We start from the raw sequence: 26405 nt of genomic DNA on the forward strand, positions 1-26405 counted from the left end.
TATTTTTCAGTGGTATCTTTTTCATTCTTGAATAATAGGCTGTTTTATTTCTTTTCCTTTTTGGCGATACCCTTTTCTTCCGCATTTACTAATTCCACATCCAGGCATAATCCTTTCAGCTCATTGACCAGCACCTGAAAGGAAGCTGGAATGTTTGGGCTTTTGATTCTTTCTCCTTTGATAATCGACTCATAGGCCTTTGACCTTCCCAGAACATCATCTGATTTGATAGTGAGCATTTCCTGGAGAGTATAGGCCGCGCCGTAACCTTCGAGCGCCCACACTTCCATTTCCCCGAACCGCTGGCCGCCGAATTGGGCTTTACCTCCCAAGGGCTGCTGGGTAATGAGCGAATAAGGGCCAATGGAGCGCATATGAATTTTGTCTTCTACCAAGTGATTGAGTTTCATAATATACATTATGCCTACCGTTGATTCGCTGTCAAAATATTCCCCGGTCTTTCCGTTAATAAGAAGGATTTTTCCGTTTTCCGGCAGTCCGGCTTTACGCAGCTCCTCTTTGATGGTTTCTTCCGGCACTCCATCAAGAGATGGACTGGCGGCTTTATAACCCAGTTTCAGAGCTGCCCAGCCAAGATGGGTTTCCAGGATCTGGCCGATATTCATCCGGCTGACTACTCCCAAGGGATTAAGGATAACATCCACGGGAGTTCCGTCAGGAAGATAGGGCATGTCTTCCACTGGAGCAATGCGGGAAATCACTCCCTTGTTGCCATGGCGCCCGGCCAGTTTATCACCGACGGAAACCTTGCGCAGCTGCGCCACCGAAACCTGAATTTGTTTGATGACGCCGGTGGAAAGTTTGTCGCCCTGATCGCGCGAGAGTATCCTGATGTCCACCACTTTTCCGTGTTCGCCGTGAGGGAGATAAAGAGAAGAATCCTTGACATCTTTTGACTTTTCACCAAAAATTGCTCGGAGCAGCCGCTCTTCGGGGGTAAGATCGCCCTCTCCTTTGGGAGTAATCTTCCCGACTAAAATATCCCCGGATGATGCTTCAGCGCCGATGCAGATAATTCCTGTTTCATCCAAATCCTTCAAGCGCTCCTCGCCGATGTTGGGAATATCGCGAGTGATAATTTCCGGACCCAGTTTTGTGTCGCGCACGTCAATGGAAAAATCCTCAATGTGAATTGAACTATAACGGTCATTCTGAAGCAATCTTTCGGAAATAATAATAGCATCCTCAAAGTTATAGCCCTCCCAGGGAAGAAGAGCCACCAGCACATTTTGTCCCAAGGCCAGCTCTCCGTGATCAGTGGCGGCTCCATCAGCTAGAAGCTGTCCCTTTTTCACTCTTTCACCTTTTCCTGCCCGGGGAATTTGACTCATACTGGTAAAAGCATTGGACTTGAGGAAATTCTGCAAACGGTATTCCCGCTTTATGTAGTCCTTTTTGACTCCCGAGGGCGCTTTTTCCTTGACGATGATATGATTGGCATCCACTTCCACTATTTCGCCTTCCTCCGCTGCCAATACCACTTGTCCGGAATCAGCGGCCGCCTTGTCTTCAATCCCCGTTCCGACAATCGGCGACTCCGGTACGACGCAGGGAACAGCTTGGCGCTGCATATTGGATCCCATCAGCGCCCGGTTGGCATCATCGTGCTCCAGAAAAGGAATGAGAGCTGTAGCGATTGAAACGCATTGCTTGGCGGAAACATCAATATAGTTCAGCTTTTTCGCTTCAGTCATTTCCGGGTGGCCTTTGACTCTCGCTTCCACAAATTCACCAATAATGTTACGGTGATCATCTAGTTTTATCCCGGCGTGGGCAATAATATTGCGGTCTTCCACCACGGCATTGAGATACTCAATTTCGTCAGTGACGAAAGGTTTTACTTTAATGGTTTTGCTAGAGGTCTTAGAGATTTTTTTAGCCAGTTCTTCATTAATAAAGTCACCGGCTTTGCCTGCTTCTTTAATCTCTTGGTTCAAAATTCTGTTCGCAAGCGCTTCCGGCTTATTTTCCACTTCTTGAGCAATTATAATATAAGGCGTCTCCAGAAAACCATACTCGTTAATTCGGGCATAAGTAGCCATATGCCCCACCAGCCCGATGTTTGGGCCTTCCGGCGTTTCCACCGGACAGATTCTTCCATAGTGGGAATGATGAACATCCCGAACTTCAAATCCGGCTCGTTCCCGCGTAAGGCCTCCCGGACCCATGGCACTCATCCGGCGCTTATGTTCCAGTTCTGCCAGAGGATTAACCTGATCCATAAATTGGGATAATTGGGAGCTGGAGAAAAATTCTTTAATGGCGGCAGCCACCGGCCGGGAGTTAATAAGCTGGCCGGGAACCACAGTGGCGATATCGCAAGTACTCATCCGGTCCTTAATATTGCGCGCCATTCGAGCCAGGCCCACCCGCAGTTTGTTCTGGACCAGTTCGCCCATGCTCCGGATTCTCCTGTTTCCCAGATGATCTATATCATCTTCCTTCGCCAAGGGATTATTATTAAGACGAATAATTTCTTTGATAATCAAAATAAAATCCTCCACTCTCAGGACCCTGTTTTCTTCATTGTCTGGCCGATCGACGTTGAGCCGCTGATTGAGCCGGTAGCGTCCCACGCTTCCAAAATCATATTTTTCAAAATCGAAAAACATTGAATCAACCATTTGTTTGGCGTTCTCTTCTGTCGCCAGATCCCCTGGGCGAATCCTTTTGTAAACTTCCTTATATCCCTCCTTCTGATTTTTGGCAGTGTCCCGGCTGATGGTCACTTCGAGGTAGCGAACTTCTCCGTTATCTACATCAGAAAACTGGCGAATCAATTCCTCGTCGCTTCCAAAACCAAAAGCGCGCAGCAGTGAAGTAACCGGCACTTTTCTTTTGCGGTCAATTTTTACAGATATCATTCCTTCGAGATCCGTATCAATTTCAAGCCAGGCTCCCCGATTGGGAATAATTTTGCCACCGAACAATTTCTTTCCTTTCTGATATTCCATGGTGAAAAAGACACCGGGACTTCTGATCATCTGGCTGACAACAACGCGCTCCACTCCGTTGATTACAAATGTTCCCCGATCTGTCATCACCGGAAAGTCCCCGAGATAAATTTCCTGCTCTTTCACTTCACCGGTTTTTTTAACGGTGAGTCGGGCCTTGACCCGAAATGGCGCTTCATAAGAAATATTTTTGTTCTTGGCTGTCAGCTCGTCGCATTTTGGCTCATCGAGGTAGTAGTCGCCCAGCTTCAATTCCAAATCTTTCCCCGTAAAATCTTGGATGGGGTTTATTTCGTCCAGCAGCTCTTTGAATCCTTTTTCTAAAAACCAGCGACAGGAACTGACTTGGGCTTCAATCAGATTAGGCAACGATACCATTAAATGTTTCTTGAAGAATTTTCTCCGAGAAAGCGAAGAAGAAGGACCAAAAGTGTCCTTGATTTTTAAGACCTTCTGGTTTGTAAACATAAAAACAACTCTCACGAAAATCCTCCCGTTCCGTTTATTTTCTTGAAAACGGGAATGATTGCAATGAGATTAAGTAAAGATGTATTTAATTTTTATTGATAGTGAGTATCAAAAGTATCTTGACAAGTATTCTCTTATTATACATGCCTTGGAAAATAATGCAAGAAGTAAAGCACTTTTCTTTTACCTTTGGTATAGGAACGATTGTATCATTTCTGCCTGCCTATGTCAAATATGGCTTTAAATAGGCATAATTTAAAAATCGCGCGTTTACCGGCTGCCTGGTTTCCTGTTCGGGTCTTCTTTTTTCTCTGTCAAGTTATTGACAGTTTTTACACGTTTTTGGTTTTGTTTTTTGTTGCAAAGTTATAGGCCCTGGTTACTGCTTGGGCGATGCGGGAGGTGGTAAAACTTTTGGGAGTATCGGTTTGGACAATAACTTTCTTAATATCTCGCGGGATTAATTTATTTTTCTTTAACAACTTATCGATTTCTGGGAGCAGTTTTTCGGAAAGATTATAATTCTCGGTAAAAGACAGCCGGCTCAATGTTTTTTTTCCGTAATATAATTGGATGCTAACCTTTTTATCTTTTATTTTAATTAAAAGCCTCATTTGCTTTCCGGTTTGATTTTCTTAAATTCATATTCGGCGATTTCATCAGCAAGACCTTTTAATTTTTCAAGAGAACATTTTTCTGTAACCTTGTTCCAGGCCTCTTTGGAAGAAGGATTTTCAATCCCGTTCTGCTCGGCCAGTTTTTCAATGATTTTGAATTTCATATTAGAAAAAAAGGCGTCTGTGAATTGGTCTTTATCCGCGCTTCCCTCTAATACTCTTTCAAACAAAGCGGTGACAGCATCGTAATTGTCATAAACAACTGAATTCATTATTTTCTTCAACCTTAAATCTCCCGTCCGATTGATATCTTCAACGCTAAATTTTTCCTTTTCCATTTTTTGAGTTGTTAATGATTATGTAACTTACACGCTTGATGTCATTCCGGCCCCTGAGCCGGAATCTAGAATAAAAATAAGGATTATCTACTGGATTCCTGGTCAAGCCAGGAATGACATCGAGGGACATTAAATGAACTTTGTGTTTATCAGTTTACTCTATCCCACTCAAAATTCCAAGGATCGGATTTTCTTCCGGATGCAATCTGATTATGTCCCAGGACATATTTAATTTTATATTTACTACGTAGATATCTCAGTAGATAATTAAGGGAATCATACTGATCATCCGTGAATTTTCCGCTTTCTTTATTCATCAGCTCAATTCCGATGGAAAAATTGTTGACATCGGTTCTTCCGTCCGGCACTTTGCTTTCTCCCGCGTGGTAGGCAATATTGTTTTCTGAAACCAGACGATAAATATTTCCCTGGCGGTCAATCAAATAGTGCGACGCCACTCTATACTGCTTGTATTCTTTCAGCAGTCCAGCTAAATCATAAGGATTTGATCCTAGTGCGTCATAGGAAGAATGGATCACTAGGGTATCAATGGAACGGCTGGCGGACTGCTGATAGCCCCAAGAAACATAGCGAGAAATAATAACCGGATTTTCCGTTGTTTTTTTCTTTTCTTCCGGCACTGAATTATTCCCGCCTTTTGGCTGTTGGAATGAGACACTTTCTGATAAAGAATTATCATCATCTGGTATTTGAGATACGGCTGGATCGTTTTGCGCTGATTGTTCTTCCGGGGCTTCCGTCTTGCTTCTTTCATTTTCCGGCACAGCCCGGAATTCTTGCTTGTCCGCTGAAAACCAGGACGTTTGAGTAGCAGCAATATAAATCACCGCTCCTAAGAGCGCGATAAAAACACTGCTAATCAAAAAATTTCTTTTATTTGAATTAAAATAACGCATCACGAATTATTCTAATACTTACCTGTATGTCCCGCGCAGAATTTTATTAATGGCCTCCTCGTCCTTGCAGCGGTAATTGTGGTCGGGCGAATAAAAATGTTTATCGGGGCCATAACAGCCGTTATTTTCTTTATTCAGCACCGCCAGAAACGGCATAAGAAATCCCATTTTCCGGGAAGAAAAAAATTGGTGCAAATTGCTAAGTGTCTTGGCGCGGGTGTTCCTGTCCATTCGGGCGAATATTCCCATATCATCCCATGGCAGACCGCTCCAATCAAGGTGTAAAATCACGTCATTGGCCCGAAGACGAAAATTATCATGCCACAGTAAAGCCCAGCATCCGCCCTTGCCGCTCAAGCACGGGCCGTTTTCAATTTGACCCTGCGAATCAATGCCAATACCGCCTTCAATATAGTCAAAAAGCCGCAAATATCTTTCATCAGTGATGCTGTTGGTCTGGGCGCCGATTATAATATCTATACCTAATTCATTAGCGTACCGTCGCATTTCACCTAAAACTTTTTCAATATCAGCGGTGTTGCCGCCGGGACGCTCGTCCTGAAGCATAATCTGGCCGAAGAGAAACCCTTGAATTCCCAGATTCATCGCCTGACGGGTAATGGAACGGAGGTATCGGCGATACTCCGGCTTTTGAACGCTCGGGATGCAAGTGTGATCGCCCCACCGGTTTTCCGATCCCTCCCGGCACATCTGGGAAAAGCCGTAGTCCTTGCCGGTCAGCGGGTCATCATATTCGCCCTTGGCGGAAATGGCTTCTGCCAGAAACATTCCGTAGACCATCGGGCGTTTTTCCACTTTCTGCATAATTTCGCTCGCTTTTTCAAAATCCGGCTGATCAAGCCAGGTTTCCAGCGCCCGATGAAGATAAGTGCATTCGGAACGGTTGATCAATTTAACCATTTGCTTTGTTTTTCCGCCATACTCTGACAAAAAACCATCAGCCACGCAACCTTTGCTTTTTACCAGATCCATAGAAATCGGCCCCGGGATATAGCGCCAAGCGGGGGGCTTCGGGGTAGGCGCCGGCTTGGATTGGGGTCGAAACTGAACTATTTCAGTGCTCATTTCATTTTTCACCCGTGATGCCTTGCCGACAAGAAACCAGGCGGCAGCGCCAGCCAAAATTATAACCATCGCCAAGGCCACTAGCGGCGGCACGCGCCTCTTCCAAATTTCCTGTTTTTCATTTGTCCGTAAATCAATGTACATAACACCCTATAATTATATACCAAAAATCAAAAAAATCCTTTCGGAGGATTTTTACGGATGGAAAATATCTTCAGGATGAGCGAGTGATGGGAGTCGAACCCACGTCTTCAGCTTGGAAAGCTGACATAATAGCCGTTATACTACACTCGCATTTCGGCAGGCGGGGAAAGGAGCCGTACTATCATTATACTAATTCCGCTTTTCATTTTGTCCAAAGTATACATATAATATAACTATGGCTACCCTTGCCGTCAATAAGCGCGCCCATTTTGATTACGAAATTTCGGATAAATTCGAAGCGGGTTTGGTTTTGACTGGCCAGGAAGTGAAGTCCGCCAAGACCGGTCATATTTCGCTCAAGGGCAGTTTTGTGACAGTTCACGGCAACGAGTTATATCTTACCAACGCTAATATCCCTCCCTATCGGCATGCGGGCGACGTGAAAAATTACGACCCGACAAGATCCCGAAAACTGCTGCTCAAAAGGACGGAAATCAAATCACTTATCGGAAAAGCCCGCGTTTCCGGCTTGACGCTGGTGCCGATTCGTGTGTATACTAAGAAGCGACTCGTGAAACTGGAATTCGGCGTCGGACGCGGGAAGAAAGAATTTGATAAAAGAGAAAAGATTGCCAAGAGAGAAGTAAAAAGAAGAATGGAAAGGGAACTTAAAAATTTCTAATTAACCTAGTGTATTAGACATTCCCGCTCGCGGCGCAAAGTGTAGCGATGCGGGCGGGGTTGTCTAGCTTCGACATTTTGCACTTTAAAAAATTTGCAAACCGATTATGACAGTCATATCGTTAAACTGCCTGTCAAAATTATAAGTGCAAACTTATACTCAAAAGTAAAGGCCAGCATCGCGCAAGCGTTTGCTCCGGCTTTTGCTACCGCTTTGGCTTAATTTAAGCTTTAGCCATCGGACTATTGACTCCTTATAAATAGCAACCGGTGCCAACCATAAGGATAGCCCGCCTGATATTTTCTAAGTTAAGCGGGCAAAATTAAATTAGAAATAGATTAAAAAGATTTTGCTTGTTTATTACTTTTTAGTCAAAATAAATAAACCGGCTAAGTTTGTAGAAAATTTTTTAAAAGCAACAATGGACGCGAGTGCAATTCTCGCCAACTCCACCTATGCGCAGACGCTACGGGTTTCGACCCAAACCAAAACCAATTTCCCCCCAGCACCGGGCCAACGAACGCATCCGCGCCTGGAAGGTGCTGGTTATTGACGAAACCGGAAAAAACCTTGGGGAGATGGATACTCAAGAAGCGCTGGCTCTTGCCCGCGAGCGGGAGCTTGATTTGGTCGAGGTCTTTCCTAAAGCCGATCCGCCTGTCTGCCGCTTAATGGACTTCGGAAAATTCCAGTATCAACAATCAAAACAGGACCGGCTGGCTAAAGCCAAGCAAAAGAAAGTGGAACTCAAAGGAATCCGGATAGGACTGCGCACCGACGAGCATGATTTAACTTTCAAAAGAAATCAGGCGGAAAAATTCCTTAACAAGGGAAGCAAAATAAAAATAGAAATTCTGTTAAGAGGAAGGGAAAAAGCTCACCCGAATTTAGCCAGAGAGAGTTTGCTTAAGTTCATCAAACAAATTCAGACCCCTCATCGGATTGAAGAGGAAATAAAACGCTTTCCGGAGGGATTCAATACAATTATCGCTCCGGAATAAGCCATAAAACACGTAACATGAAACATGTAACACAGTAAAGTCGTTAAACGGAAAAATCAAATGTTATATGTTTTATGTTTCATGAATAATTATGCCTAAACTAAAGACCAATAAAGCAGTTTCAAAGAAAATAAGGGTGACCGGAAGGGGGAAAGCCATGAGGCGCTATACCAAGCAAAATCATTTTAATTCCCGCGAAACGGGAAAGTTCAAGCGTTTCAAAAGAAAAGATCAGCGGCTTTCTGAATATGACGAAAAGAATGTTTTAAGAGCCCTGCCATACAATTAAAAATCATGAAACACTTAACATGAAACATGTAACAAAGTAAAGTCGTTAAACGGAAAAACCAAATGTTACATGTTATGTGTTTTATGCTCCATGAATAATTATGACTAGAATCAAACGCGGCGTTGCCGCTTCAAAACGAAGAAAAAAAGTCTTAAAAATGGCCAAAGGTTTCCGCTGGCGCCGAAAATCACACTACCAGGCGGCTAAAGAAGCGCTGCTCAAAGCCGGAAAATATGCCTATCGTGACCGTCGGGCTAAAAAAAGAACGGCAAGATCGCTTTGGATTCTGCGTCTCAATAATGCCGTGCGCAACTTCGGCCTCACCTACCGGGAATTTATTAAAATCGCCGGGAGCAAAAAAATTCAGCTGGACCGCAAGGTATTGTCCCAGCTGGCTGTTGAACATCCTGCTGTTTTTAAAAAGTTGATTGAAGAGATAAAAAAGTAATTATTCCGATTTGGAAAAACTTCCTGCTTCTGCAGGAAGTTTTTTGTTTCGCCAATTCCGCCACAATAAAAAAAGATTCCAAATTACCAGACCGGCCAATATTCCCAGCGCGTCAATTCCAACATCCAGAATTTTTCCTTCTCTTCCAGCCACAAAGACCTGATGAATTTCATCTGAAATAGCATAGAGAAGTGAAGCAAAAAATGCCCAATGGTATAATTCGGTCTTTTGGTAAAAATAATGCATCCTAAAAATACGCAGCCAAAAAACTGCTAAAATGACATATTCAAAAAAATGAGCCCCTTTGCGCTGGGCGTAAAACCAGAAGTCGCGGCTTCCTGCGTCAGCTGATCCGGAAAGAGAAGAAAAATAAAAAATGATCCCCATCCAGAGTAGAAGGGGTAAATAATAATATAATACCAATCGTCTTTTGTTATTTAATAGTGCGTTTTGTTTCATTGCTCATTCGCAAAATCAATTCCCTGGTTAAATTATACAGGGCGTAAAAAGGAAGCCAGACCCAAAGAATTCTTCTTAGCCATTTCTCGATAAAAGGATTGGTTCCGCTCATGAAAAAATCAACCAGAAGAAGGACTATAATGATTAATATTGCTATTAGGATAATTAGTGCGGTCATAAGATTATTTTATATTATCACTGCTGTTTATTTCATAAATAACGTCCTTTTTTTCTACCACTATTCTCCATTTTTTCTCCTTGGCAATTTTGGTAAGGTTGTGATTGGGATTAAAAGCAATGGGATGCTCCACCATTTCCAGAAAGCTCACATCTGACTCCGTGTCTCCTATTCCGTAGGAATCCTGCCAGCCGAAATTATTCTCAAAAATATATTGCTTGATCACCTGGCCTTTGTTGCGGGTGGGCTCAAAAACCACTCGTCCGGTGTATCTGCCTTGCTTATCGATTTCATAAACACTGCCGAATACCGCGCCAAAATTCAGATGGCGGCGATTGTACTCCTCAACAACCTCCAGGGGCGACCCGGATACAGCTATAATGTGATAATTTTTATTCTTAAGCTGGCTGATTAGATTTTCAGCAAATATATAGGTGCGATTTTCATGAAACGGCACCACGATCCGGCTGGCTTCCTCCACATCCAATTTCCGGCAACCTTTGATATACCGGGAGTAAAGATCAACCAGGGCTTGACGATAGGTCTCATAAGTTCCTTTATGTTCCAGCCAGTCAGTGTATAAGTCAACTAATTGATCACGGACCTTATGGGGAAAAATCTTCATCCAGGCCAGCTCATTAATCAATTCAAAATGGAGGTTTTTGCGGAAAATTGTCCCGTCAATGTCAAAAACGGCAACTTTATTTTTTTCTTTCATATTTTTCACCTGATTTTTTCTCTAGTGAGTCACGAATTGAAAATCCAACAATTCCCAAAGCGACGGCCACGTTGAGGGACTCTTTTTTTCCCCGCATCGGAATTTCAATAATTTTATCGCAGATTTTTAAAATTCTTTTATCAATTCCCAGCGGCTCGTTTCCCACTACGAGAACCAGGGAAATCCGCGGCTGAAATTTTTCGTAACTAATGCTTTTTTCGTCTTGCTCTATAGCTGCGATGAAGTGTCCTTTCTTTTTAAGCTTTTTTATAAGCGCCGAGATGTTGCTTACTTTTTCCTAGTGAATGTACTTTTCTGCTCCCAAGGCGGTCTTGGCAATCATTTTTCGGGCTTGGCTGTGATAGAGCGCCTTGCCAGCCGAGGGGGATGGAGTATAACCGGAGAGATAAATCCTGCTTGTTCCCATTCCGTCAGCCGTGCGAAATATGGCTCCGACGTTGTAGGCACTGCGAATATTGTGGGCGATGATGTAAACCTCTTCTCCGGCTGGATGTTTCATAGTTTTTTTATGAACCTCCGCAAGCTTACGCATTCGGTATTTTCTGAATCTTTGGCGGAGTGAAATCCGCCGAAGCAGAAGATGCATCTTCGCATTATCCCCTGGCTCACGCCCGAGGTCTTCTGCGAAGGCGGATAAAAACAGAATTTTCAAGAACAAGAGAAACGCAGAAAATTATTTTCTCGTTGAAGTAATTAATGAGATAATTTGGTAAATTATCATGCTTAAAAAATTAGGCACCTGGAGCTTGACGCTCGCCAAAATAAAGCGCGTATACTGCTAAAGCAATGGCTATAAGTATCCACTGCGTGCCGGCCAGCCAGAGATTAATCTGAAAAACGGAAACAACAGTTGCGGCGACCAGCGCCACGACTGAAAGCCAAAAAGCGATTGTCGCAAAAGTTTTTGTGTTCTGCATCATTTTTCACCTCCTTTCGCGAATTTTATCAAAATTTATAATTTTGTTATAAAATTCAGCGTCCCGCTTCTTTTCTTTAATCAATCTATTTATTGCCACAATTTCAGGCGTAGCCGTTCCGCGCCTCTGATATGGAACGCCCTAAGCTTATTTCGGAAAAGAGGCAGGACTTGTCATATATTCCTTCCTCTATTTTACCACATATTTGCTCTTTTGGTAGTTATCAACTTTGCCCGTCAATTACGATCATGGCTTTTCTGCCCTCATTAATCTTGTTCTTGTCTCCCGGAAAATCGTGAATGGCATTATACAAAACATCAATTGGATAGCGGTATCCTTCCCCTTTTCTTGTTCCCGGATCATTAGTGATAATTTTGTCACCGCTGTATCCCACTAGAACAAGATTGTGATACAAGGGTCCCGGTTGAGTATAATAAGGATTGCCCAAAAGCCGGCCGGCCGCCGGCACGATGATGGGATTCCCCTTGGCCAGTTCTTTTTTAATTTCCCCTTTACTAAAATCGTAAATTACTCTCAAGTTTTTAATTCCGTAAAAATCTTCCGCTAACTTTACTATCTCACCGACATTGCTGTCTTTATAATCGCCATATTTTTCTATTTGAAATTTTATCAATTCCTGAACCTCCTTTTCAGCTATCTCTTTATTTAATTTCTCTCCCTGAAAATAATAGGCCAACATCAAAAGCGATGCTTCTTCACAGGCCTCCTCGTGCCGTATATCCCAAACCGCAAAAGGGGCTTGGGAAGTAAAGGGAACTTTAATAAAAATTTTTTCGGGAAGCGTTTTTTCTTCCTTAATAGATCCTGCTGGTTCTGCAGTTACTGCCTTTTCTTCCGGCTGGCTAACATCTGCACCCGGGCTTTTAACAATATCCTTAAATTCCTCCAAATACGTTTTTGGAGCTTTACTGCTCCGCAACAAAAAATATCTGCCGGCAAACAGTGCCGCCAGAACAACTAAAACGACTATTCCCGAAATATAAATTTTTTTCCGGCTAAACATAATTTATCAATTGTGGACAACTACCGGCGTTCCGATCTCGGCCCAATTATAAACAAATTGCGCCGGCCCGACTCCCAGCCGGACACAGCCATGGGAAACGGGAGTCCCCAGATGGGCTGCTCCTTCCTTGAAACCGCCCGGCCATTCCGGGAGTTCATGAATTCCGAAATCGCCTGACGGTACCAACGCCATCCAATAGGGCATAAAGAGGCCGTATTTTTTTGACCAAGCGCGGGGAAATTTATTGGAAATATGGAAAGTTCCCTGAGGAGTGCCCATTCCCCGCTTCCCCGATGAAATGAGAAAAGCGTCCACTAATTTCCCGTTTTCAAAAATGGTCATTACTTGGCTTTCCACATTCAGGTCAATGTATTTTCCCTCTTTAATTTTCGGATCGGAAAATCTCCTGGCTTGCTCTAGCCGCAGATTAAGGTCTTTTTCCCAGGTGGCGGGAGGAAATGGTTTGGTTTCAAACCAAGTCGTGTAGATCTTCTGATATCGGCTTTCGCTTTCATCCTTATGGCGAACCATAATTTCTACGTCGTAGCGCTGGCCTCGCTGAAAACCATTTTTCGAAAGAAAGTCAACTTTCTTTTTTTCCAGATCCAGCTGATTGACAAGATTTTCGGCAGGATTAATAACAACTTTAACGCGGAAGTCCTCAATTGATTTGCTAAAAACAGCAGTCATTGGATCCTCGATATCAAAAATAACATCTCTTTCTCCCATCTTTGGATAAAATTCTGATACTCGGGGATAAGCGACTGTCCGAAAGGTAAGGCGTTCATTAATTTCAGTAAGCATTATGCTTATTCCCCCAGAGATAGTAATGTTGTATTCTTGCTCGGGCTTCCAGGAATCAAAAGGAGTGATAACTAAGGATTTATTTCCATTCAGCCAATGAAAGTTGACTTCCTCCTTTGGACTTATTGTCACAACACTGCTAGTTCGCTCCACTATCATTGGCTCTGAAAAGTTCAACTGCAGCGCCTCTCTGGGCGTGATGTCGCGATCTGATTCCAACTGGACATCAACCCGAAAGACCTGCGGATAGGCGCGGACACTGTAAACAATCCCCAGTACTCCGGCGATAAAAATAATTGCGGCTAAGATATGATGTATTTTGTGTTTTAATTTTTCGTCCATTATTTAAAAAAGAAAAGGGTGATGTTTCACCCTTTTAGTATAACATTAATTTTTCAATTTATTAATTTGTCTTCACTGCAAGGACAGTTCGGATGATGTTCTTGATCATCACCTTTTCCGCAGCCGGAACAAATTCCCTTTCCATTATTATTTTCGACAATTCCCTCTTTTTTTTTCTTTGCATTCAATTTTTCTATTGCTTCTACTATATCTGCCATAACTACCTCCTTAAATTTATTTCAAAAAAAGAACTGTTTATAATCAATTCGTTAATCTTATTATAGCTCACATTTCATTTGGAAAAAAGTCCCTTGGCTTCCTCCCAAACCTGCGGATAATTTTTCTTTTCTTTCAGCCAATACCACCACTCGGCTCCCCAGAGATAAATCGGCGAAAATCCCGTCTTTTCGGCAAATTCCACGTTGCTCCGGAGCTTTTCGGCGTTCATCGACTCAAGTTGCTCCTCCAGCGGCTGATCCACTGTCCAGCCGTCCAGCCAGGGCTCTCCCTGAAGCTCAACGATCATAATATTTTCCTGCCCGGCGAAAGTTTTGATCAGCCAGTATTTAAATTTAAAAAAATTGGGTCCAATGGGATAATCAAAGGCGATTCCCAGTTTTCCGCTTACCACTGAACGGTATAAAGTCGTTCCAAAAACATCGGCTCGCTTAGCTGCCTGGATCCACAAGCTCAATTCCCCGCTATCAGTGACAATAACCGGCCGGCTGGAATCCAGGTTTCGAACAAGAGCTAGCTCTTCATCAAGAAGTTTCACATCCAGCGGGGGGCAAATGCCAAAAGGAAGAAACGGTTCATTCTCTACTTGCCAATAAGTAACAGTGGGATTATTTTTATACCGCTTAACAACTACTTCAATGTATTCCAGTAATTCCTGCTTCTTAATTCCTAATTCCTGATTCCTAATCCATTCGGGCTCGTGGCATTCCGGCCAGCGGGGAACTTTTTGTCCGATTATTAAAATTACATCAACTTTTCTCTTTTCGGCCTCTGTCAACTGCCAGTCAATTTCAGAAAAATCAAAATAATCCGGATGCGGTTCAACGAAATCCCAGTATAAAGGAAGGCGAATGTGCCGCGCTTTCAAATCGTCCAGTAATGCCAGATACGCCTCCTTTTCGTCAAGGCCAATGGCTCTCGCGTAACGGGAGGAATAAGTGACTCCCAGTTCCGGTTTTTGGAAAGAACTTTTTACGGGAAGATTGAAATAAATCAAAAGAAGGCCGGTAAAAAGAAACAATAGTCCGCAAGTTATGACAATGACCTGAATAATTTTTCTAATCATTTCTTTTATGGCTTTAACAGTAAGCTCTCAATGGAAACTAGCGAAGAAACAAGCGCTACACCGATGGCAATAATGATAATCGCTCCAATTTTCTGTGCCCAGTCCCAGAACAGCAATTTTTCCGAAAACACTTTGGGGTGCCAAGTGGCTGCCAGCGTCGCCAAGATCAAAACGAAGACATATTGAGAGGAAACAAGCGCGTTAATCAGCGTGGCGCTTCCCAGCGACAGCGCGTAGTTAAAAAGAATGGAACTCGTTCCGCCAATTAGTTTATTGATTATAACTAACGCTCCCGTTCGGTATTGCGTATGGGTGGGACGACGAAATCCTCTTAAGCTGCCGATAATATCTTTTCTCCATTTTGGAATTATAAAAAATCCGGCGATAGCAACGGCTGACCCGAATCGCGTCCAAATGAAGCCGTTGAAAAAGGCCTGCTCATTATAGACGACCTTAAAAAGCAAATAGGCAACCGCCAGAACTACTCCCGACAGCAATGCGTAGTAAAACCCCGAGAAAAATTTTTTCCTGCCAAGCTGCAAAGGCAAATCGAAAGAAATTAAAAGCCCTCCGAAAATTAAGAGGACTGCTCCGATTAGCTGGACGCTGTTCAGCTTTTCCTGAAAAAAAACAATGGAAAAAAGATATACGGCCAGCGGGGTAACCGCGCCAATCACCGTCGCCACCCGGCTGGCCTCCGCTTTTTGGATGGCAAAATAAAGGGCCAGAATCCCGAAAGTAAAAAGCGCTCCAGACGTTAAACTGATGACAATTTGATAACCGGAAGGAAGTGAAAATCCAAAAGGAGCAAAAATCAGCGCACCTAGTCCTAAAAGACCGATGTAAAAAGAGTACACCGGCGGGGAGGAAATTCTTTTCGAGCCCAGGATGAATTTATCAAGAATTACCGCCAGTGCGCTAAGAAAGTAAGATGTGAGGGCGATGGATAACCAAGTCATTCACATTGTGTCACTGCGAGGAGTCCCGCCGTTCGGCGGGATAAACTCCGCGACATGACCATTTAACTTTTAGATTCCTCGGCTTCCTGCCTCGCCGGCGGGCGGGCACTCGGAATGACATTCGTTATTAAGCCGTTATTTTTTATTATCTCTTCATACGCGTAAAAGCTTTTCCTCGGCTTCCGTTCCAGCGTTTGGTAATCAATTTCAACAAGACCGAAACGCGGCCAAAAACCCTTGTCCCATTCGAAATTATCCATCAGCGACCAGTAGAAATAACCGCGCACATCCGCCCCTTCGTCAATAGCTTTTTTAATCCACTGCAGATGATTTTTGATAAAATCAGCACGCTTTTCGTCTGCGTCCGCCAACCCGTTTTCCGTCACATAGATCGGCAAATTATATTCCTTAAGCCATTTTAACACATGGTACAAACCTTCCGGATATATTTCCCAGTTAAGATCATTCACGGGCTTGTCACCTAATCGAATCTTTCTGGGAAATTTGAAACGATTATGAAAATAATACTGAACAGTAAGAAAATCATTGTATCCTTTCGTAAGATTAAGCATTCGCTTATTGACAAAGTAAAGGCCAACAGCCACGCTCAATTTGTCCAGCCAGGAATTTTTGCGATAAGGCTCAAAAGAATGGAGAGCATTGGCAAATCCCACTCTAGCATCTTTAGAAATTAAACGAATTATTTTATATGCTTCAATGTGAGCCCGAGCAAAGTTTCCATATAATTTCCAAGCGACAATAAGGTTTTTCTTTTGCGGCGGCCAATTCCCAATGCAGTAAGAGGCAGCTATTACTGATGTCGGCTCATTTAACGTGATCCAAAATTTCACGCTCTCCCCTAAATTTTTGACGACATATTGAGCATAACGGGAAAAAAAGAAAGGAAATTTTTTGCTTTCGCATCCTCCTTTTTCTTCCAGCCATAAAGGGTTGGTCCAGTGCCAAAGAGTGGCAAACGGCTCGATATTTCTTTTGCGAAGGGCCAGAATAACTTTCCGGTAATGTTCAATTTCTTTCTCATTGAATTTTCCCTCCTCTGGTTCAATCCTTGACCACTCAATGGAGAAACGATGAGCGTTGTGTCCGCTGGATTGCGCTAAATCGAAATCCTCTTCATAGCGGTTGTAATGATCGCAGGCCCGGCCGGAAATATAGTTTTCCGGGTTAAACATTTCCGGAAATTTTTCTTTTTGCCAATCCTGCCATTTATCTTTAGCTTCTTTAGCTAGACGCCCGGCGTTCTCCCTTTCCCACTGCGACCAATTATTAACATTATTTCCTTCTACCTGATGAGCCGACGTCGCCGCTCCCCAAAAAAAGTCCTTTGGAAATTGTTTCATAAGCCTATTTTACAACAATTACCCAATATAAAAAAGCGGCATCTCTGCCGCTATTTTAAGTTTTGCATTTTCAACTGTAATTTTGCGCTTTTCGCTTTGAACTTTTAATTTATTTATAAGCAATCTGATTGTAATAGCCGCTTACGTCGCTAATCCATTTCTTCACGCTTCCAGGATCATGCCCAGCGCAACTGGCACCGCATTTCCAGATCACCATCTTTTCCGGAGTGTTCAGTTTCCGGCTGACAAAAAACTGAAGCCGCTGGGCAACTGCTTCCACGCCTTCTTTGGGACTGGCAAAACATCCGTAGCCCAGTGCTGTTCCCCGACTGCCGCTGCCTTTGTATCCCCAGTAGTTGTAACAATTTTGTCCATCTTTTGAGGGGGTATGCTCGCCCCATCCGCTTTCCTTCTTAGCAATTCCCACCAGAAGGCCAGCTATCACCCGATCATATTCACTGATAAAGGGCACCATTTCCCGAATAGGATAATTTCCTACCAGCTGGTAGAGCTCTTCCTCCAGTTGCTGTTTTTCCAAGTTGCCGATTTTATTCTTAAGGCCGCAATTGGAAATATCCTTCCTTTTTTCCTTCCAAGGATCATTTCGCAGCAACTGGTTAGGTAAATCAGAAAGAAAACCGGCTTGCTCAAGGGAAATAACGCTTTCCTTATGTATCTGGATATAAAGGCGCGGGAACGCTTCTCCGCTTCTTAGCCAAAAAAAACAACCTAATACTAAGATTAGGGTCGTTAAGAGAATAATATCAGTTGATTGATGCTGGTTATTCTTCTCTCGCCTCCAGGAAATCAGCTTTTTCAGCCGATCCGTAAAAACACCCATACCTTGAATTCAATGCTTAAGTCCTCCTGAAAAACACGCTTCCTATCCTAGCATTAAAGGGAGTCGGGCGTCAAGAAAAATATGATTTTTTGGCTTCATAAAGCTTAATTTAGTTGTTAAGTTTCTCAAAATACATGCTTACGTCACTAATCCACTTGCGTACCGCTGCTACATCGTCCTTGTCGCAGGCCGAGCCGCATTTCCAGATAACCATCTTAGTCGGCGTATTCAATTTTTTATTTTTAATAAGCCATTCCAGCCGCTTGGCAACTGTGTCCACTGCGTCTTTCGGACTATTAAAGCAAGTGTGCCCGCCGGTGCCCATCAGGCGGCGCTGTTCCCGATAACCCCAGTAATTATAACAGTCCTGGCCGGCAAGTAACGGCACATGCACTCCCCAACTGCTTTCTTTTCTGGCAATGCCAATAAGAAAAGCCGCCACTATCCGGTCTTTTTTTACAATATAGGGAATCATTTTTTCTATCGGGTAGCCCTTAACCATTTTTCTTATTTCTTTTTCAAATTCCTCTTTTTTGGCACTTTCCAAGTCCCTGATAAGATTGGCAATGTATTCACCGTTTTCCTCTCCGCTTATATCAAAGCCGGCTGAATTTAGCACTAATGTTTCTTCTCCCAGCACTAAGCCAGTTGTTCCACTGGGATCCTGATATTGCGCCGCCTGGCTTACATCCCGGGCCGAAGCACTCAGTCCCAGATAGTGATAAATAAGCGCCATGGAAATCATTCCCAAAAGAACAGCGCTAATAATTGACATATTCCAGATTTGAGCTAGCGGCCACCGGCTGGCAATAAAAACTGGACGGCCGGAAACTGCCTCGCGAAGCGCTTGACGATGCTTGGCAAAAGTTTTGTAAAGAATATCTCCCGATTTCGGCCTGCCAGGTTGATAACTTTTCAAAATCCTCCGGTTCAAACTGTCTAAGCCCTTTATCACTTTATTGAAAATGACACCGCTTTCCATCAGTTTTTTCTCCTTGGGGGTTATATACAGTTTGGAGTCCTCGGTAAAAAAACACTCCATCCTCCGGCTGCGGGAAAATAGAGTGGATTTTATTTTTCCGGACTGAAAATTTTGAATTACTTTTTGGGTTCCGGGGAAGGGAATAAAATAAACGGCTTCTTTTTCAATTGAAGCGCTGTCAAAAAAATATCTTTCTTGCCTGTTTTTGTTCATCTGCGGATAAAATGTAAATAATAGGATTTTCTACGGTATTTCCGCTTCTTTCTTAAAAAAATCAACCACATCTGGCGTTCCGATAAGACACTTTCCCTGGGCGTAAAGAAACGGGACGCCAACTTTGCTTTTGTCCAGTCCGCATTCTTCCGCCCGCTGTTCCAGTTCTGCCGCGTTTTCCCGGTTGTGCCAGACCTCTTTTTTGGAAAAACTGACTTTCTCGGCGATTTTATTTTCCTCAAGAAATTTAACGACTTCCTGGCAATGAGAGCATTCCTGGCCGTAATAGTAAACGATTCCGTTCGCAGGAGATGCTGGTGCTTCGGCCTTTTTTGGCTGATTGATACCCCAAATAATCAATCCGCCAATTATCAAAAGGGTTACTCCCGCAATCGGAAGCACCCCTTTTTTCTTAAAAAGCGCGAAAAAACTCGGATTCTTTATTTTTTCCATTTTTTTCACTTTACGGCGCTACTTCTTTCCAGCTTGGACCGCAGTTCTTGGTCCCGGGGCAAACGGAGTTGCCGCAACTGTCATTGCAATTAGTGCCCTTGCAAATACTAGCTTCGCAGCCGGTGTTGCAAACACACACGGGGAGAGATGAAACATTGACTGTGAAATTTACCGTATAGCCGCTACTGGCGGAGGATCTCATACTCACTCCTTCGGAGCCGGGATTATCAGCTGTTAAAACTTTAGGATTAGTGCCAGACAAACTAACCGCGTTGTTAGGAGTATTATTGTCGCTCCAGAAGACAAGATTGGAATAGGTAATATCCCCGCTTGCATCGTCACACGCCGATGAGAGATTATGGCAGGCCTTCAGATTTAAAGTTTGACCAACTGTCATAGTTCTGGAAGACTCATTGGCAATTAAAATTCCACTGTCGCAGGCATTCACGCACAATTTTGTGGTAGATGATTGGTACTGAATGGGAACATGAGCGATGGTTTTGATATAATTTGCCGCCTTATTTAAACGACCGTATGCCATAAGATAAGCGTAAAGATTGCCATTGGAAAAACTACCGGGAGCGGTTCCTTTATCGCCGGATCCGGGAAAGGAAAGAAACGTTATGTCATAGATGAAATAATCATTAGAAGAAGGACCCGGAGGAACAGACGGAAAAGTATAGTAATTAACCGCTGAAAGCGAGGAAGGACTGACGATTCCTGATTCACTGCTTCCGTAAGGTTCAACTGTATAGCTGAACTGCTCACTGGAAATGCTGAACTGCAAGTTGTCCAGATTAGTAGCAGAGCCGTTTTCACAGACATTATTGGACAACATCCCGCTGAATGTTATCGGATTGCCCGCCCCGAACGAAGAATTGGGAACTGGATTTCCCCATTCCGTCAGATATAAACCTTCGGGGACACCAGAACTAGAATTATAATAATAAAAATCCATCACGACTTGCGAAGAGCGAGCTGGCAACACAGTGTGGGATATTCCCGCTGTCATATAGCATCCGGGACTGGCTTCTATATAATCAATAGAACCGAAATAAATATAGCGACTGTCTCCGCTAAATTGTCCTTGGCTTCCAGTGTTAAGCATGGGCTGAATCTCGTTAAACGAGGAATGAACTGTTTTAGGAAGCATAACATAATTTACATTTTTTAAAATTTCAAATATTCTGCAGCTATCACTGGGGGCAAAGGGGAAGGTGATAGGAGAATCAGTTATTATGAAGTGCCCCTCATCGCCATTCCGATCTCCTTTCAAGCGCAGTCCGAAATAGTCCGGGGTGTATTCCGCCTGGAAGCAGGGATTGTCTCCATAATCCTTTATTGAGTTATCTGTACAACCTTTACCGCCACCAGGATAATCCTGCGATTGAACCTCCGGAGAAAATCCAAGCAGTACTGCCGAAGCCAAGGCCAGGGTTCCGATAAAAACGAAGATTAACATAACATTCTGCCTTTTTCTGATCTTCCAGATTACCAAAGCACTGATAATTAGCACTAAAACAAGTGCCCCAACGGCGGCGATTTTTCCTGCCGTCATTTTTCCTTTGGCTTTTTCAACTTCAACTGGAGCTGATTTAGGTCCTTCCAGTAAGGAGGATAAATCAGAGGGATTGAGTTTGACTGAATAACTGTCCAGAGTTGAGTTATCCTTTGATATTTTCGCTTCAGCGCTTAAAACCGCGGCCAGTTTTTCTGGTTTCACATTAGAAAGATCAATAGCCACATTTTCCGTGAAAGTTCCGGAGAGCCGGATATCTTTTTTAGCCGAGCTAAGAATTTCCCCGCCATTCTTGATGTCAACAGACAGCGTTCCGGTTCCGGCATTGGACATATCCGCCGGCCCGGCGTAACTCACAGCGAAAGTTAATGCTTTCTTTCCAATTTCCCCTTGAGAGGAAGCCAGTGAAACACTTAGTATTTTAGCGCTCACTCCTTTCACTACCCAGCGGAAATAGACCTCATTGGAAACAGCTTCATTTGTTTGGAGATCAATGATCTGGATTCTGGCTAAATACGATCCTCCCGGCTTATCTATTTGAGGAAGAACGATGGTTAAATTGCTTTTGCCAGCTGAAACAGCTAAATCTTGAGTTTCTTCTTTTAATTTTTCCAGTAAGGTATCGCGGTAATAAACCTGAGTTTTTATTTTGACATTTTTGAGATCAGTTTTATTCTCTACCGTAAAAGCGGCTTCTATCTTGTCTCCCTTATCAACACTTACTCCTTCAATGGGAGAGCCGGCGGCCGTTCCGTTCGCCAGCAATTTAGTATCGGAAATGGAAAGATATTTCCCGCTGGCGTCAGTCACCGTAATTTTGGCGCTTTTCCAACTGGCCATCGTGCCAGATGATCGGAATGCTTCGATTAGGAACAGGTGTTCGCCGGATTGGAGATTAAGGGGAACAACGTAACTAAAATTAATATTCTTTTCCCCTAGGATGCCAAGGGAAATAAAATCTGGAGATATTTGAGTATCAATAGGAACACGGGGTGTGTTGTCAATATACCCTTTCCCTGTGTCTCCGGCTGGCTTCTCAAAGAGCCGCATTTTGTAGCGCAAATCAGAAACAATTTGGCCGCTGTTATTTACCAGCGTAAAGCTTCCCGTCAGTTTTTCTCCCGCCTTAACAGTACCGCTGCCTAATTTAATATCCTTGATTTGAATTTCCGTAGGACTGGCATTCATCCCGCTGTTTCCCGTCTGGGCCGAAGCTAGGAAGGGAATCAGCCCCAAAAACAGGAATGGCGCTAAGGCAAAAAGATAAACTTTTTTGTTTTTCCGCATATGTTTTTTGTTTACGCTTTAGTTAGTTAACTGCTTGAAATTATACCATATTTTTCCTCCTTAACAAAAAGGTAGCTGTGGATAAAATAATTAGCGCTATTGATAATATTTGCCCCAGCGTAAGCCAATTATTTGCCAAAATTGCTCCTTTCTCCGGCTCGCGGAAAAATTCTATAAAAAATCTAAAAAAACCGTAGCCGAAAAGATATAACATAAAGCATGGAACATGGAACACTTTATTTTTATATTTTATTCCATTTCTCAATGCCCAAAGAATGGCAAACAGCACTATTCCCTCCAGAAATGCTTCATAAAGTTGCGAAGGGTGGCGCAGCAGTCCCAGTCCATCAGCCGGAAAGTACATTCCCCACGGCAGATTTGTCGGCACGCCATAGAGCTCGCCGTTTAAGAAATTTCCTATCCGACCGAAAAAGTAGCCGGCGGGAACGGCGGGAATGACAAAATCGGCCAGCTGCCAAAAATTAAGATTATTTCTTTTGGCGAACACAAGGCCGGCAATTATCACTCCGACAAGCCCGCCAAAGTAGCTCATTCCGTAAAAACCGGTATACTCAAAGCCCGCAATCTGCAATCCGTAACCCTCTATGCTAAACGGCAAAAAAATTTCCAAAGGATGTTGAAGATAATACGGCAAACCATAAAAAATAACATAGCCCAGCCGCGCGCCAATAAGTAATCCTATAATCAAATAAATCATTAAATCCGGAATGGAAATTTTATTTGGCGACTCTTTTATTCTATATTTAAGTAATAAATACACTGTCAGGAAACCCGCTAAATACATAATTGAGTACCACTTAACAGAAAAAGATCCGATTGAAAAAACAATCGGATTGATGTGTTCAGGAATATGTTGATACCATTCAAGCATTATAGTCCTTTAATTGCCCTTTAAACTCAATCGCGTAAATCTCCCAAAGGGTGAGAAAAAGCGCCATGATAATGGGACCGATGAGAAAACCGGGAAGGCCAAAAACCGCCAGTCCTCCCAAAGTGGCGAAAAAAACCAAAAGAGGATGCATTTGAGTGTCACGCCCCACTAACTTGGGCCGGAGCAGGTTGTCAATGGTGGAAATAATTCCTAATCCCACCGCTAAAATTAAAATTCCCTGCCAAACATTGCCCAAAAGAATCATAATAACGCCGGCTGGAAACCAAACGACGGCCGGACCCACCATCGGAACGAAGGAAAAAATCAGCATCAGCACCGTCCAAACAACCGGTGAAGAAACACCAGCCGCCGCCAAAGTAATGCCCCCGATAGTTGCCTGAATAATGCCAATAACCAGCGACCCTTTGAGCGTAGCCCGGGTAATGGAAACAAATTTATCAATGAGCAGTTTTTCGTGAACATCCCGCAAAGGACTAAGTTGCGTAATTTTCCGAACTAACTTACCTCCGTCAGTTAAAAAGTAAAAAAGAGTAAAAAACATTACGAAGGTCCAAAAAATAAAATGGACTGCGCCTTGGTAGGTTTTTTGAATGATATTCAGCGCTCCTTGGCTGATGTTTTTGAGAGAATCAATTGTTTCTTTCTGCTGGAAAAGTTTCTCCAGTTCAAAATTTTGAACGAGGGGAAGATTTCTAAAATACTGCAATCCCTTATTCAGTTGTTCGGGAAAGACCGTTTCCCCGGCGGAGATGTCTTTTACTAAAGAAGCGACTTCATTGGCTACCAGCCCCAAAATTACAAAGAAAGGGGTGACGATTACTATTATTACCAAAAGAGAAGTAAGCAAAGCGCTCACGCCGGAGCGATTCCCGGTAATTTTGAGGAAAAAGCGGTGGGGTTTTTGAAAAATGACGGCTAAAATCGCCGCTGTTAAAACAGCCGTGAGAAACGGCTGGAAAAGAAAAAAAGCGATCGCGCTCACTAAAACGAGAACAAGAAAGAAAAAATATACATTAAAATTGCGAAGTTCCATTCGTTTTGAAATAAAACCGGCATCTGCTAAAATTATATCATAGAGAAAACTAATATCAAATTTAAGAAAAATGGAGCACCAGAAAATTTCAGTGGTCATTCCCTGCTTTAACGAGGGAAAGACGATTTATCAAAATATCAAAAAAATAAGCGAATACCTTGTCCAGAACTTTTCCGATTTTGAAATTATCGTTGTCAACGACGGCAGTACTGACAATACTCTTTCAGAATTGCGCATCGTCAAGCAGGAAGTGCCGCTCAAAATCATCAATAACGAGCAAAATGAAGGTAAGGGCAAGGCAGTGAGAGACGGAATTTTGGCGAGCAGCAATGAGATTGTGATGTTTCTGGACGCTGATCTGGCTATTCCTATCGAGGAACTGGGAAAGTTTATGGAAGAATTAAAAAAAGGCAACGACATTGTCATTGCTTCCCGCTTTATTCCCGGTCTTAAAATTTTAAGGCCGGTCTTGTGGTATCGCAAAATAATGGAAAGAATATTTAGAGCCCTGCGAATGATAATGCTCAATTCCTGGAAAGTCAAAGACACCCAGTGCGGCTTCAAGGTTTTTCGGAAAGAAGTCGCTCAACGGATATTTTCTATGGCGACTATCAACCGTTTTGCTTTTGACGCGGAAATAATCTTTGTCGCCAAAAAATTCGGCTACCAAATAAAGGAATTGCCAATTTCTCTTCAAAATCCGCCGAAAAGCCATGTCAGAATTTTCCGCGATTCTATCAATATGTTTTTTTCCCTCATAAAAATCCGCTTTAACGACTTAAACGGAATATACAAATGGAAACAGAAAGTAATTACCGAAAAAAACTAATCGTCTCGGCTGACGATTTTGGCCTAAGTGGCAGGGCAAATGAAAATATTTTGAAATTAGCCAGGCTCGGAAAAATTGACCGGGTCTCTATTTTAATTAACGGATTTGTTTTAATGGAAGATATTAAAGAGCTCCAGAAAAGTAATGTTAAGATTGATTTGCATCTCACTTTTCCGGAAGGAATAAGAAAAAGAAGGGGAATAATTCGCCGTTCTTTCGTGTTTCTTTCCAAATACGCTCTTCACAAGTCAAGCGTTTCGGTTCTCGAAAAAGAATGGCGAAAACAGATTGACTTGTTTTTTGAAAATTACGGCCGCGCGCCTGACGGCCTGAACTCGCACGAATACATTCACTTTTTTCCCGCCTATTTTAAGATAGCTGCCGGCCTTTGCGAAAAATATAACATTCCATACCTGCGCTTCGGAAAAAAAGGCGTGATAAAAAACAGCAGCGCCGTTTCCAGAATACTAGGCATCCTTTGCGAAAAAAACAAGCGTGCCTTTTCAGCTTCGGGATTGCTGACTTCGGATTACCTGATCAGTCTTGACTGGATAAAGGACGCGCAAAAATTAAAAAACTCCTTCCCGAAAGGAACAATTGAAATTGTTTGCCATCCGCAAAGAGAAAAAGAATTTAAAATAATTAGACAGAATTTCTAAGCCAGCCAACGCCTGTGATCCCCGCTAAACTTTCATTCACTTCCTATTCCTTGCAGCAATCCATTATCTTTTCAATGATATTTCCCAATTTTCCCCAGAGGGTGATTTTTTTTCCGCCGGATGGAGAATCATCTCTCGGAACTATCACTTCCAAATTTTCTTCCTTATTTTCTGCCTCGCTTTCTATGTCTTTAACTCCCAACAAATCAAGATTTAATCCCCAGAAAATATTCCAGAGAGTATAGGCCTTGTCAAATAATTCTCTGGCCTCTTTTTCTTCACCCACGCCTAACTTTTTCGTTCCAACCTCAATAAAACGCATCGCCGCCGCCAGCAGGTGCTTGGAAATGCACCATACCTCTCCTTTGGTATTTTTGACAATCTTCGCCAGCATTTCTTTGCGCATTTCTCTTACTTCCCCGAGAAGCTGCAAAAAATTATCGTCTTTTGTTTTTTGATAGGTAAAGTAAAAATGTTCTTCCAGTGAAATCAAATTCATTACTCCGATTCCCAAGTCCTCTTTGGAGGAAAGATCAAGCTCATGGCTTTTTTCCTTCAGAACTTTTATTCTGTCAAGAAGGTTACGAACTTTTTCTTCATTATGAGTAGTCATAAAAATCTAATA

30 protein-coding genes, 1 tRNA gene and 1 other RNA gene are annotated in these 26405 nt (G+C 42.9%); 7 read left to right on the top strand and 25 right to left on the bottom strand.

What is annotated here, in order from left to right:
* Nucleotides 1–44: 44 nt before the first annotated feature.
* The 6 genes from NT136_02365 to NT136_02390 all read right to left on the bottom strand — a co-directional run bounded on the left by NT136_02365 (nucleotide 45) and on the right by NT136_02390 (nucleotide 6695).
* Nucleotides 45–3443, bottom strand: a complete 3399-nt coding sequence (locus NT136_02365) for a DNA-directed RNA polymerase subunit beta (GenBank protein MCX6765780.1) — start codon at nucleotides 3441–3443, stop codon at nucleotides 45–47.
* Nucleotides 3444–3775: 332 nt separating this feature from the next.
* A complete protein-coding gene (locus NT136_02370) occupies nucleotides 3776–4057 on the bottom strand; it encodes a hypothetical protein (protein ID MCX6765781.1) in 282 nt (93 codons plus the stop codon).
* Nucleotides 4054–4398 carry a hypothetical protein gene (locus NT136_02375; protein MCX6765782.1) on the bottom strand — a complete coding sequence of 115 codons (345 nt, stop codon included), beginning with the start codon at nucleotides 4396–4398 and terminating at the stop codon, nucleotides 4054–4056. The genes NT136_02370 and NT136_02375 overlap by 4 nt, the downstream gene beginning before the upstream one ends.
* Nucleotides 4399–4547: 149 nt before the next feature.
* Nucleotides 4548–5315, bottom strand: a complete 768-nt coding sequence (locus tag NT136_02380; protein ID MCX6765783.1) for an N-acetylmuramoyl-L-alanine amidase — start codon at nucleotides 5313–5315, stop codon at nucleotides 4548–4550.
* Nucleotides 5316–5333: 18 nt separating this feature from the next.
* Nucleotides 5334–6545, bottom strand: coding sequence for a hypothetical protein (locus NT136_02385; GenBank protein ID MCX6765784.1), 1212 nt, complete (start codon nucleotides 6543–6545; stop codon nucleotides 5334–5336).
* A gap of 78 nt (nucleotides 6546–6623) precedes the next feature.
* Nucleotides 6624–6695, bottom strand: a tRNA-Gly gene (locus tag NT136_02390).
* Nucleotides 6696–6780: 85 nt separating this feature from the next.
* On the opposite strand from NT136_02390, the gene smpB reads away from it, so the two are divergent.
* The 5 genes from smpB (at nucleotide 6781) to rplT (ending at nucleotide 8965) form a co-directional block, all read left to right on the top strand.
* Entirely contained in the window at nucleotides 6781–7227 is a 447-nt protein-coding gene (smpB, locus tag NT136_02395) for an SsrA-binding protein SmpB (protein MCX6765785.1), read from the top strand.
* 55 nt (nucleotides 7228–7282) lie between these two features.
* Nucleotides 7283–7682, top strand: a transfer-messenger RNA (tmRNA) gene (ssrA, locus tag NT136_02400).
* On the top strand, nucleotides 7683–8228 hold the full coding sequence (gene infC / locus NT136_02405; protein MCX6765786.1) for a translation initiation factor IF-3: 546 nt from the start codon (nucleotides 7683–7685) through the stop codon (nucleotides 8226–8228).
* A gap of 91 nt (nucleotides 8229–8319) precedes the next feature.
* Nucleotides 8320–8517, top strand: coding sequence for a 50S ribosomal protein L35 (locus NT136_02410; GenBank protein ID MCX6765787.1), 198 nt, complete (start codon nucleotides 8320–8322; stop codon nucleotides 8515–8517).
* A gap of 100 nt (nucleotides 8518–8617) precedes the next feature.
* Nucleotides 8618–8965 carry a 50S ribosomal protein L20 gene (rplT, locus tag NT136_02415; protein MCX6765788.1) on the top strand — a complete coding sequence of 116 codons (348 nt, stop codon included), beginning with the start codon at nucleotides 8618–8620 and terminating at the stop codon, nucleotides 8963–8965.
* On the opposite strand, the gene NT136_02420 is transcribed toward rplT, so the two are convergent.
* The 18 genes from NT136_02420 to NT136_02505 all read right to left on the bottom strand — a co-directional run bounded on the left by NT136_02420 (nucleotide 8966) and on the right by NT136_02505 (nucleotide 24391).
* On the bottom strand, nucleotides 8966–9424 hold the full coding sequence (locus NT136_02420) for a VanZ family protein (protein ID MCX6765789.1): 459 nt from the start codon (nucleotides 9422–9424) through the stop codon (nucleotides 8966–8968). It abuts the gene before it with no gap.
* Nucleotides 9399–9602, bottom strand: coding sequence for a hypothetical protein (locus tag NT136_02425; protein ID MCX6765790.1), 204 nt, complete (start codon nucleotides 9600–9602; stop codon nucleotides 9399–9401). Before NT136_02425 ends, NT136_02420 begins: the two co-directional genes overlap by 26 nt.
* A 4-nt stretch (nucleotides 9603–9606) precedes the next feature.
* Complete coding sequence (locus NT136_02430) at nucleotides 9607–10320, bottom strand: HAD family phosphatase (protein ID MCX6765791.1); 714 nt, start codon at nucleotides 10318–10320, stop codon at nucleotides 9607–9609.
* On the bottom strand, nucleotides 10304–10603 hold the full coding sequence (locus NT136_02435; GenBank protein MCX6765792.1) for a hypothetical protein: 300 nt from the start codon (nucleotides 10601–10603) through the stop codon (nucleotides 10304–10306). The genes NT136_02430 and NT136_02435 overlap by 17 nt, the downstream gene beginning before the upstream one ends.
* A 15-nt stretch (nucleotides 10604–10618) precedes the next feature.
* A complete protein-coding gene (locus NT136_02440) occupies nucleotides 10619–10840 on the bottom strand; it encodes a hypothetical protein (protein MCX6765793.1) in 222 nt (73 codons plus the stop codon).
* A 232-nt stretch (nucleotides 10841–11072) separates the two neighbouring features.
* Nucleotides 11073–11261 (bottom strand): hypothetical protein, encoded by a 189-nt coding sequence (locus NT136_02445; protein MCX6765794.1) that lies wholly within the window; start codon nucleotides 11259–11261, stop codon nucleotides 11073–11075.
* Nucleotides 11262–11481: 220 nt separating this feature from the next.
* Nucleotides 11482–12282 (bottom strand): C39 family peptidase, encoded by an 801-nt coding sequence (locus NT136_02450; protein MCX6765795.1) that lies wholly within the window; start codon nucleotides 12280–12282, stop codon nucleotides 11482–11484.
* Nucleotides 12283–12288: 6 nt separating this feature from the next.
* Nucleotides 12289–13428 (bottom strand): L,D-transpeptidase family protein, encoded by a 1140-nt coding sequence (locus NT136_02455; GenBank protein MCX6765796.1) that lies wholly within the window; start codon nucleotides 13426–13428, stop codon nucleotides 12289–12291.
* A gap of 53 nt (nucleotides 13429–13481) precedes the next feature.
* The gene (locus NT136_02460) at nucleotides 13482–13646 is read right to left on the bottom strand and encodes a hypothetical protein (GenBank protein MCX6765797.1); all 165 of its coding nucleotides are present in this window, start codon (nucleotides 13644–13646) and stop codon (nucleotides 13482–13484) included.
* A gap of 74 nt (nucleotides 13647–13720) precedes the next feature.
* Entirely contained in the window at nucleotides 13721–14731 is a 1011-nt protein-coding gene (locus tag NT136_02465) for a cellulase family glycosylhydrolase (protein ID MCX6765798.1), read from the bottom strand.
* 5 nt (nucleotides 14732–14736) lie between these two features.
* Nucleotides 14737–15690 (bottom strand): EamA family transporter, encoded by a 954-nt coding sequence (locus NT136_02470; GenBank protein ID MCX6765799.1) that lies wholly within the window; start codon nucleotides 15688–15690, stop codon nucleotides 14737–14739.
* Nucleotides 15691–15752: 62 nt separating this feature from the next.
* On the bottom strand, nucleotides 15753–17051 hold the full coding sequence (locus tag NT136_02475) for a glycoside hydrolase family 1 protein (protein MCX6765800.1): 1299 nt from the start codon (nucleotides 17049–17051) through the stop codon (nucleotides 15753–15755).
* 109 nt (nucleotides 17052–17160) lie between these two features.
* Complete coding sequence (locus NT136_02480; protein MCX6765801.1) at nucleotides 17161–17892, bottom strand: hypothetical protein; 732 nt, start codon at nucleotides 17890–17892, stop codon at nucleotides 17161–17163.
* Nucleotides 17893–18001: 109 nt separating this feature from the next.
* On the bottom strand, nucleotides 18002–19087 hold the full coding sequence (locus tag NT136_02485; protein ID MCX6765802.1) for a hypothetical protein: 1086 nt from the start codon (nucleotides 19085–19087) through the stop codon (nucleotides 18002–18004).
* A gap of 30 nt (nucleotides 19088–19117) precedes the next feature.
* Nucleotides 19118–19540: a hypothetical protein gene (locus NT136_02490; protein ID MCX6765803.1), complete on the bottom strand. Its 423-nt coding sequence runs from the start codon at nucleotides 19538–19540 to the stop codon at nucleotides 19118–19120.
* Between the two features lie 10 nt (nucleotides 19541–19550).
* The gene (locus tag NT136_02495; GenBank protein ID MCX6765804.1) at nucleotides 19551–22346 is read right to left on the bottom strand and encodes a hypothetical protein; all 2796 of its coding nucleotides are present in this window, start codon (nucleotides 22344–22346) and stop codon (nucleotides 19551–19553) included.
* Nucleotides 22347–22386: 40 nt separating this feature from the next.
* Nucleotides 22387–23238: a prolipoprotein diacylglyceryl transferase gene (gene lgt / locus NT136_02500; protein ID MCX6765805.1), complete on the bottom strand. Its 852-nt coding sequence runs from the start codon at nucleotides 23236–23238 to the stop codon at nucleotides 22387–22389.
* Nucleotides 23231–24391, bottom strand: coding sequence for an AI-2E family transporter (locus NT136_02505; protein MCX6765806.1), 1161 nt, complete (start codon nucleotides 24389–24391; stop codon nucleotides 23231–23233). Before NT136_02505 ends, lgt begins: the two co-directional genes overlap by 8 nt.
* Between NT136_02505 and NT136_02510 the strand changes: the two genes are divergently transcribed.
* Together NT136_02510 and NT136_02515 are read left to right on the top strand one after the other, a co-directional pair.
* Nucleotides 24363–25121 carry a glycosyltransferase gene (locus tag NT136_02510; GenBank protein MCX6765807.1) on the top strand — a complete coding sequence of 253 codons (759 nt, stop codon included), beginning with the start codon at nucleotides 24363–24365 and terminating at the stop codon, nucleotides 25119–25121. The two genes, NT136_02505 and NT136_02510, sit on opposite strands and share 29 nt — an antisense overlap.
* Nucleotides 25088–25780 (top strand): ChbG/HpnK family deacetylase, encoded by a 693-nt coding sequence (locus tag NT136_02515; protein ID MCX6765808.1) that lies wholly within the window; start codon nucleotides 25088–25090, stop codon nucleotides 25778–25780. Before NT136_02510 ends, NT136_02515 begins: the two co-directional genes overlap by 34 nt.
* Nucleotides 25781–25823: 43 nt before the next feature.
* Here NT136_02515 and NT136_02520 read toward each other — a convergent pair whose 3' ends face one another.
* Entirely contained in the window at nucleotides 25824–26393 is a 570-nt protein-coding gene (locus NT136_02520; protein MCX6765809.1) for a hypothetical protein, read from the bottom strand.
* Nucleotides 26394–26405 lie beyond the last annotated feature (12 nt).

The sequence above is a fragment of the Candidatus Moraniibacteriota bacterium genome (assembly GCA_026396275.1).
In the GTDB taxonomy this organism is placed as follows: Bacteria; Patescibacteriota; Minisyncoccia; order Moranbacterales; family JAPLXC01; genus JAPLXC01.

Excerpts from the sequence above, each read along its gene's own strand:
- NT136_02440 (MCX6765793.1), bottom strand. The coding sequence starts at position 10,840 with ATGAAACATCCAGCCGGAGAAGAGGTTTACATCATCGCCCACAATATT.
- NT136_02385 (MCX6765784.1), bottom strand. The coding sequence starts at position 6,545 with ATGTACATTGATTTACGGACAAATGAAAAACAGGAAATTTGGAAGAGG.
- NT136_02495 (MCX6765804.1), bottom strand. The coding sequence starts at position 22,346 with ATGCGGAAAAACAAAAAAGTTTATCTTTTTGCCTTAGCGCCATTCCTG.
- NT136_02430 (MCX6765791.1), bottom strand. The coding sequence starts at position 10,320 with ATGAAAGAAAAAAATAAAGTTGCCGTTTTTGACATTGACGGGACAATT.
- NT136_02485 (MCX6765802.1), bottom strand. The coding sequence starts at position 19,087 with ATGAACAAAAACAGGCAAGAAAGATATTTTTTTGACAGCGCTTCAATT.
- NT136_02505 (MCX6765806.1), bottom strand. The coding sequence starts at position 24,391 with ATGACCACTGAAATTTTCTGGTGCTCCATTTTTCTTAAATTTGATATT.
- NT136_02520 (MCX6765809.1), bottom strand. The coding sequence starts at position 26,393 with ATGACTACTCATAATGAAGAAAAAGTTCGTAACCTTCTTGACAGAATA.
- NT136_02490 (MCX6765803.1), bottom strand. The coding sequence starts at position 19,540 with ATGGAAAAAATAAAGAATCCGAGTTTTTTCGCGCTTTTTAAGAAAAAA.
- NT136_02375 (MCX6765782.1), bottom strand. The coding sequence starts at position 4,398 with ATGGAAAAGGAAAAATTTAGCGTTGAAGATATCAATCGGACGGGAGAT.
- smpB (MCX6765785.1), top strand. The coding sequence starts at position 6,781 with ATGGCTACCCTTGCCGTCAATAAGCGCGCCCATTTTGATTACGAAATT.
- NT136_02380 (MCX6765783.1), bottom strand. The coding sequence starts at position 5,315 with ATGCGTTATTTTAATTCAAATAAAAGAAATTTTTTGATTAGCAGTGTT.
- NT136_02460 (MCX6765797.1), bottom strand. The coding sequence starts at position 13,646 with ATGGCAGATATAGTAGAAGCAATAGAAAAATTGAATGCAAAGAAAAAA.
- NT136_02515 (MCX6765808.1), top strand. The coding sequence starts at position 25,088 with ATGGAAACAGAAAGTAATTACCGAAAAAAACTAATCGTCTCGGCTGAC.
- NT136_02510 (MCX6765807.1), top strand. The coding sequence starts at position 24,363 with ATGGAGCACCAGAAAATTTCAGTGGTCATTCCCTGCTTTAACGAGGGA.
- NT136_02370 (MCX6765781.1), bottom strand. The coding sequence starts at position 4,057 with ATGAGGCTTTTAATTAAAATAAAAGATAAAAAGGTTAGCATCCAATTA.
- lgt (MCX6765805.1), bottom strand. The coding sequence starts at position 23,238 with ATGCTTGAATGGTATCAACATATTCCTGAACACATCAATCCGATTGTT.
- NT136_02445 (MCX6765794.1), bottom strand. The coding sequence starts at position 11,261 with ATGATGCAGAACACAAAAACTTTTGCGACAATCGCTTTTTGGCTTTCA.
- NT136_02425 (MCX6765790.1), bottom strand. The coding sequence starts at position 9,602 with ATGACCGCACTAATTATCCTAATAGCAATATTAATCATTATAGTCCTT.
- NT136_02480 (MCX6765801.1), bottom strand. The coding sequence starts at position 17,892 with ATGGGTGTTTTTACGGATCGGCTGAAAAAGCTGATTTCCTGGAGGCGA.
- NT136_02410 (MCX6765787.1), top strand. The coding sequence starts at position 8,320 with ATGCCTAAACTAAAGACCAATAAAGCAGTTTCAAAGAAAATAAGGGTG.
- NT136_02450 (MCX6765795.1), bottom strand. The coding sequence starts at position 12,282 with ATGTTTAGCCGGAAAAAAATTTATATTTCGGGAATAGTCGTTTTAGTT.
- NT136_02465 (MCX6765798.1), bottom strand. The coding sequence starts at position 14,731 with ATGATTAGAAAAATTATTCAGGTCATTGTCATAACTTGCGGACTATTG.
- infC (MCX6765786.1), top strand. The coding sequence starts at position 7,683 with ATGCGCAGACGCTACGGGTTTCGACCCAAACCAAAACCAATTTCCCCC.
- NT136_02475 (MCX6765800.1), bottom strand. The coding sequence starts at position 17,051 with ATGAAACAATTTCCAAAGGACTTTTTTTGGGGAGCGGCGACGTCGGCT.
- NT136_02420 (MCX6765789.1), bottom strand. The coding sequence starts at position 9,424 with ATGAAACAAAACGCACTATTAAATAACAAAAGACGATTGGTATTATAT.
- NT136_02365 (MCX6765780.1), bottom strand. The coding sequence starts at position 3,443 with ATGTTTACAAACCAGAAGGTCTTAAAAATCAAGGACACTTTTGGTCCT.
- NT136_02455 (MCX6765796.1), bottom strand. The coding sequence starts at position 13,428 with ATGGACGAAAAATTAAAACACAAAATACATCATATCTTAGCCGCAATT.
- rplT (MCX6765788.1), top strand. The coding sequence starts at position 8,618 with ATGACTAGAATCAAACGCGGCGTTGCCGCTTCAAAACGAAGAAAAAAA.
- NT136_02470 (MCX6765799.1), bottom strand. The coding sequence starts at position 15,690 with ATGACTTGGTTATCCATCGCCCTCACATCTTACTTTCTTAGCGCACTG.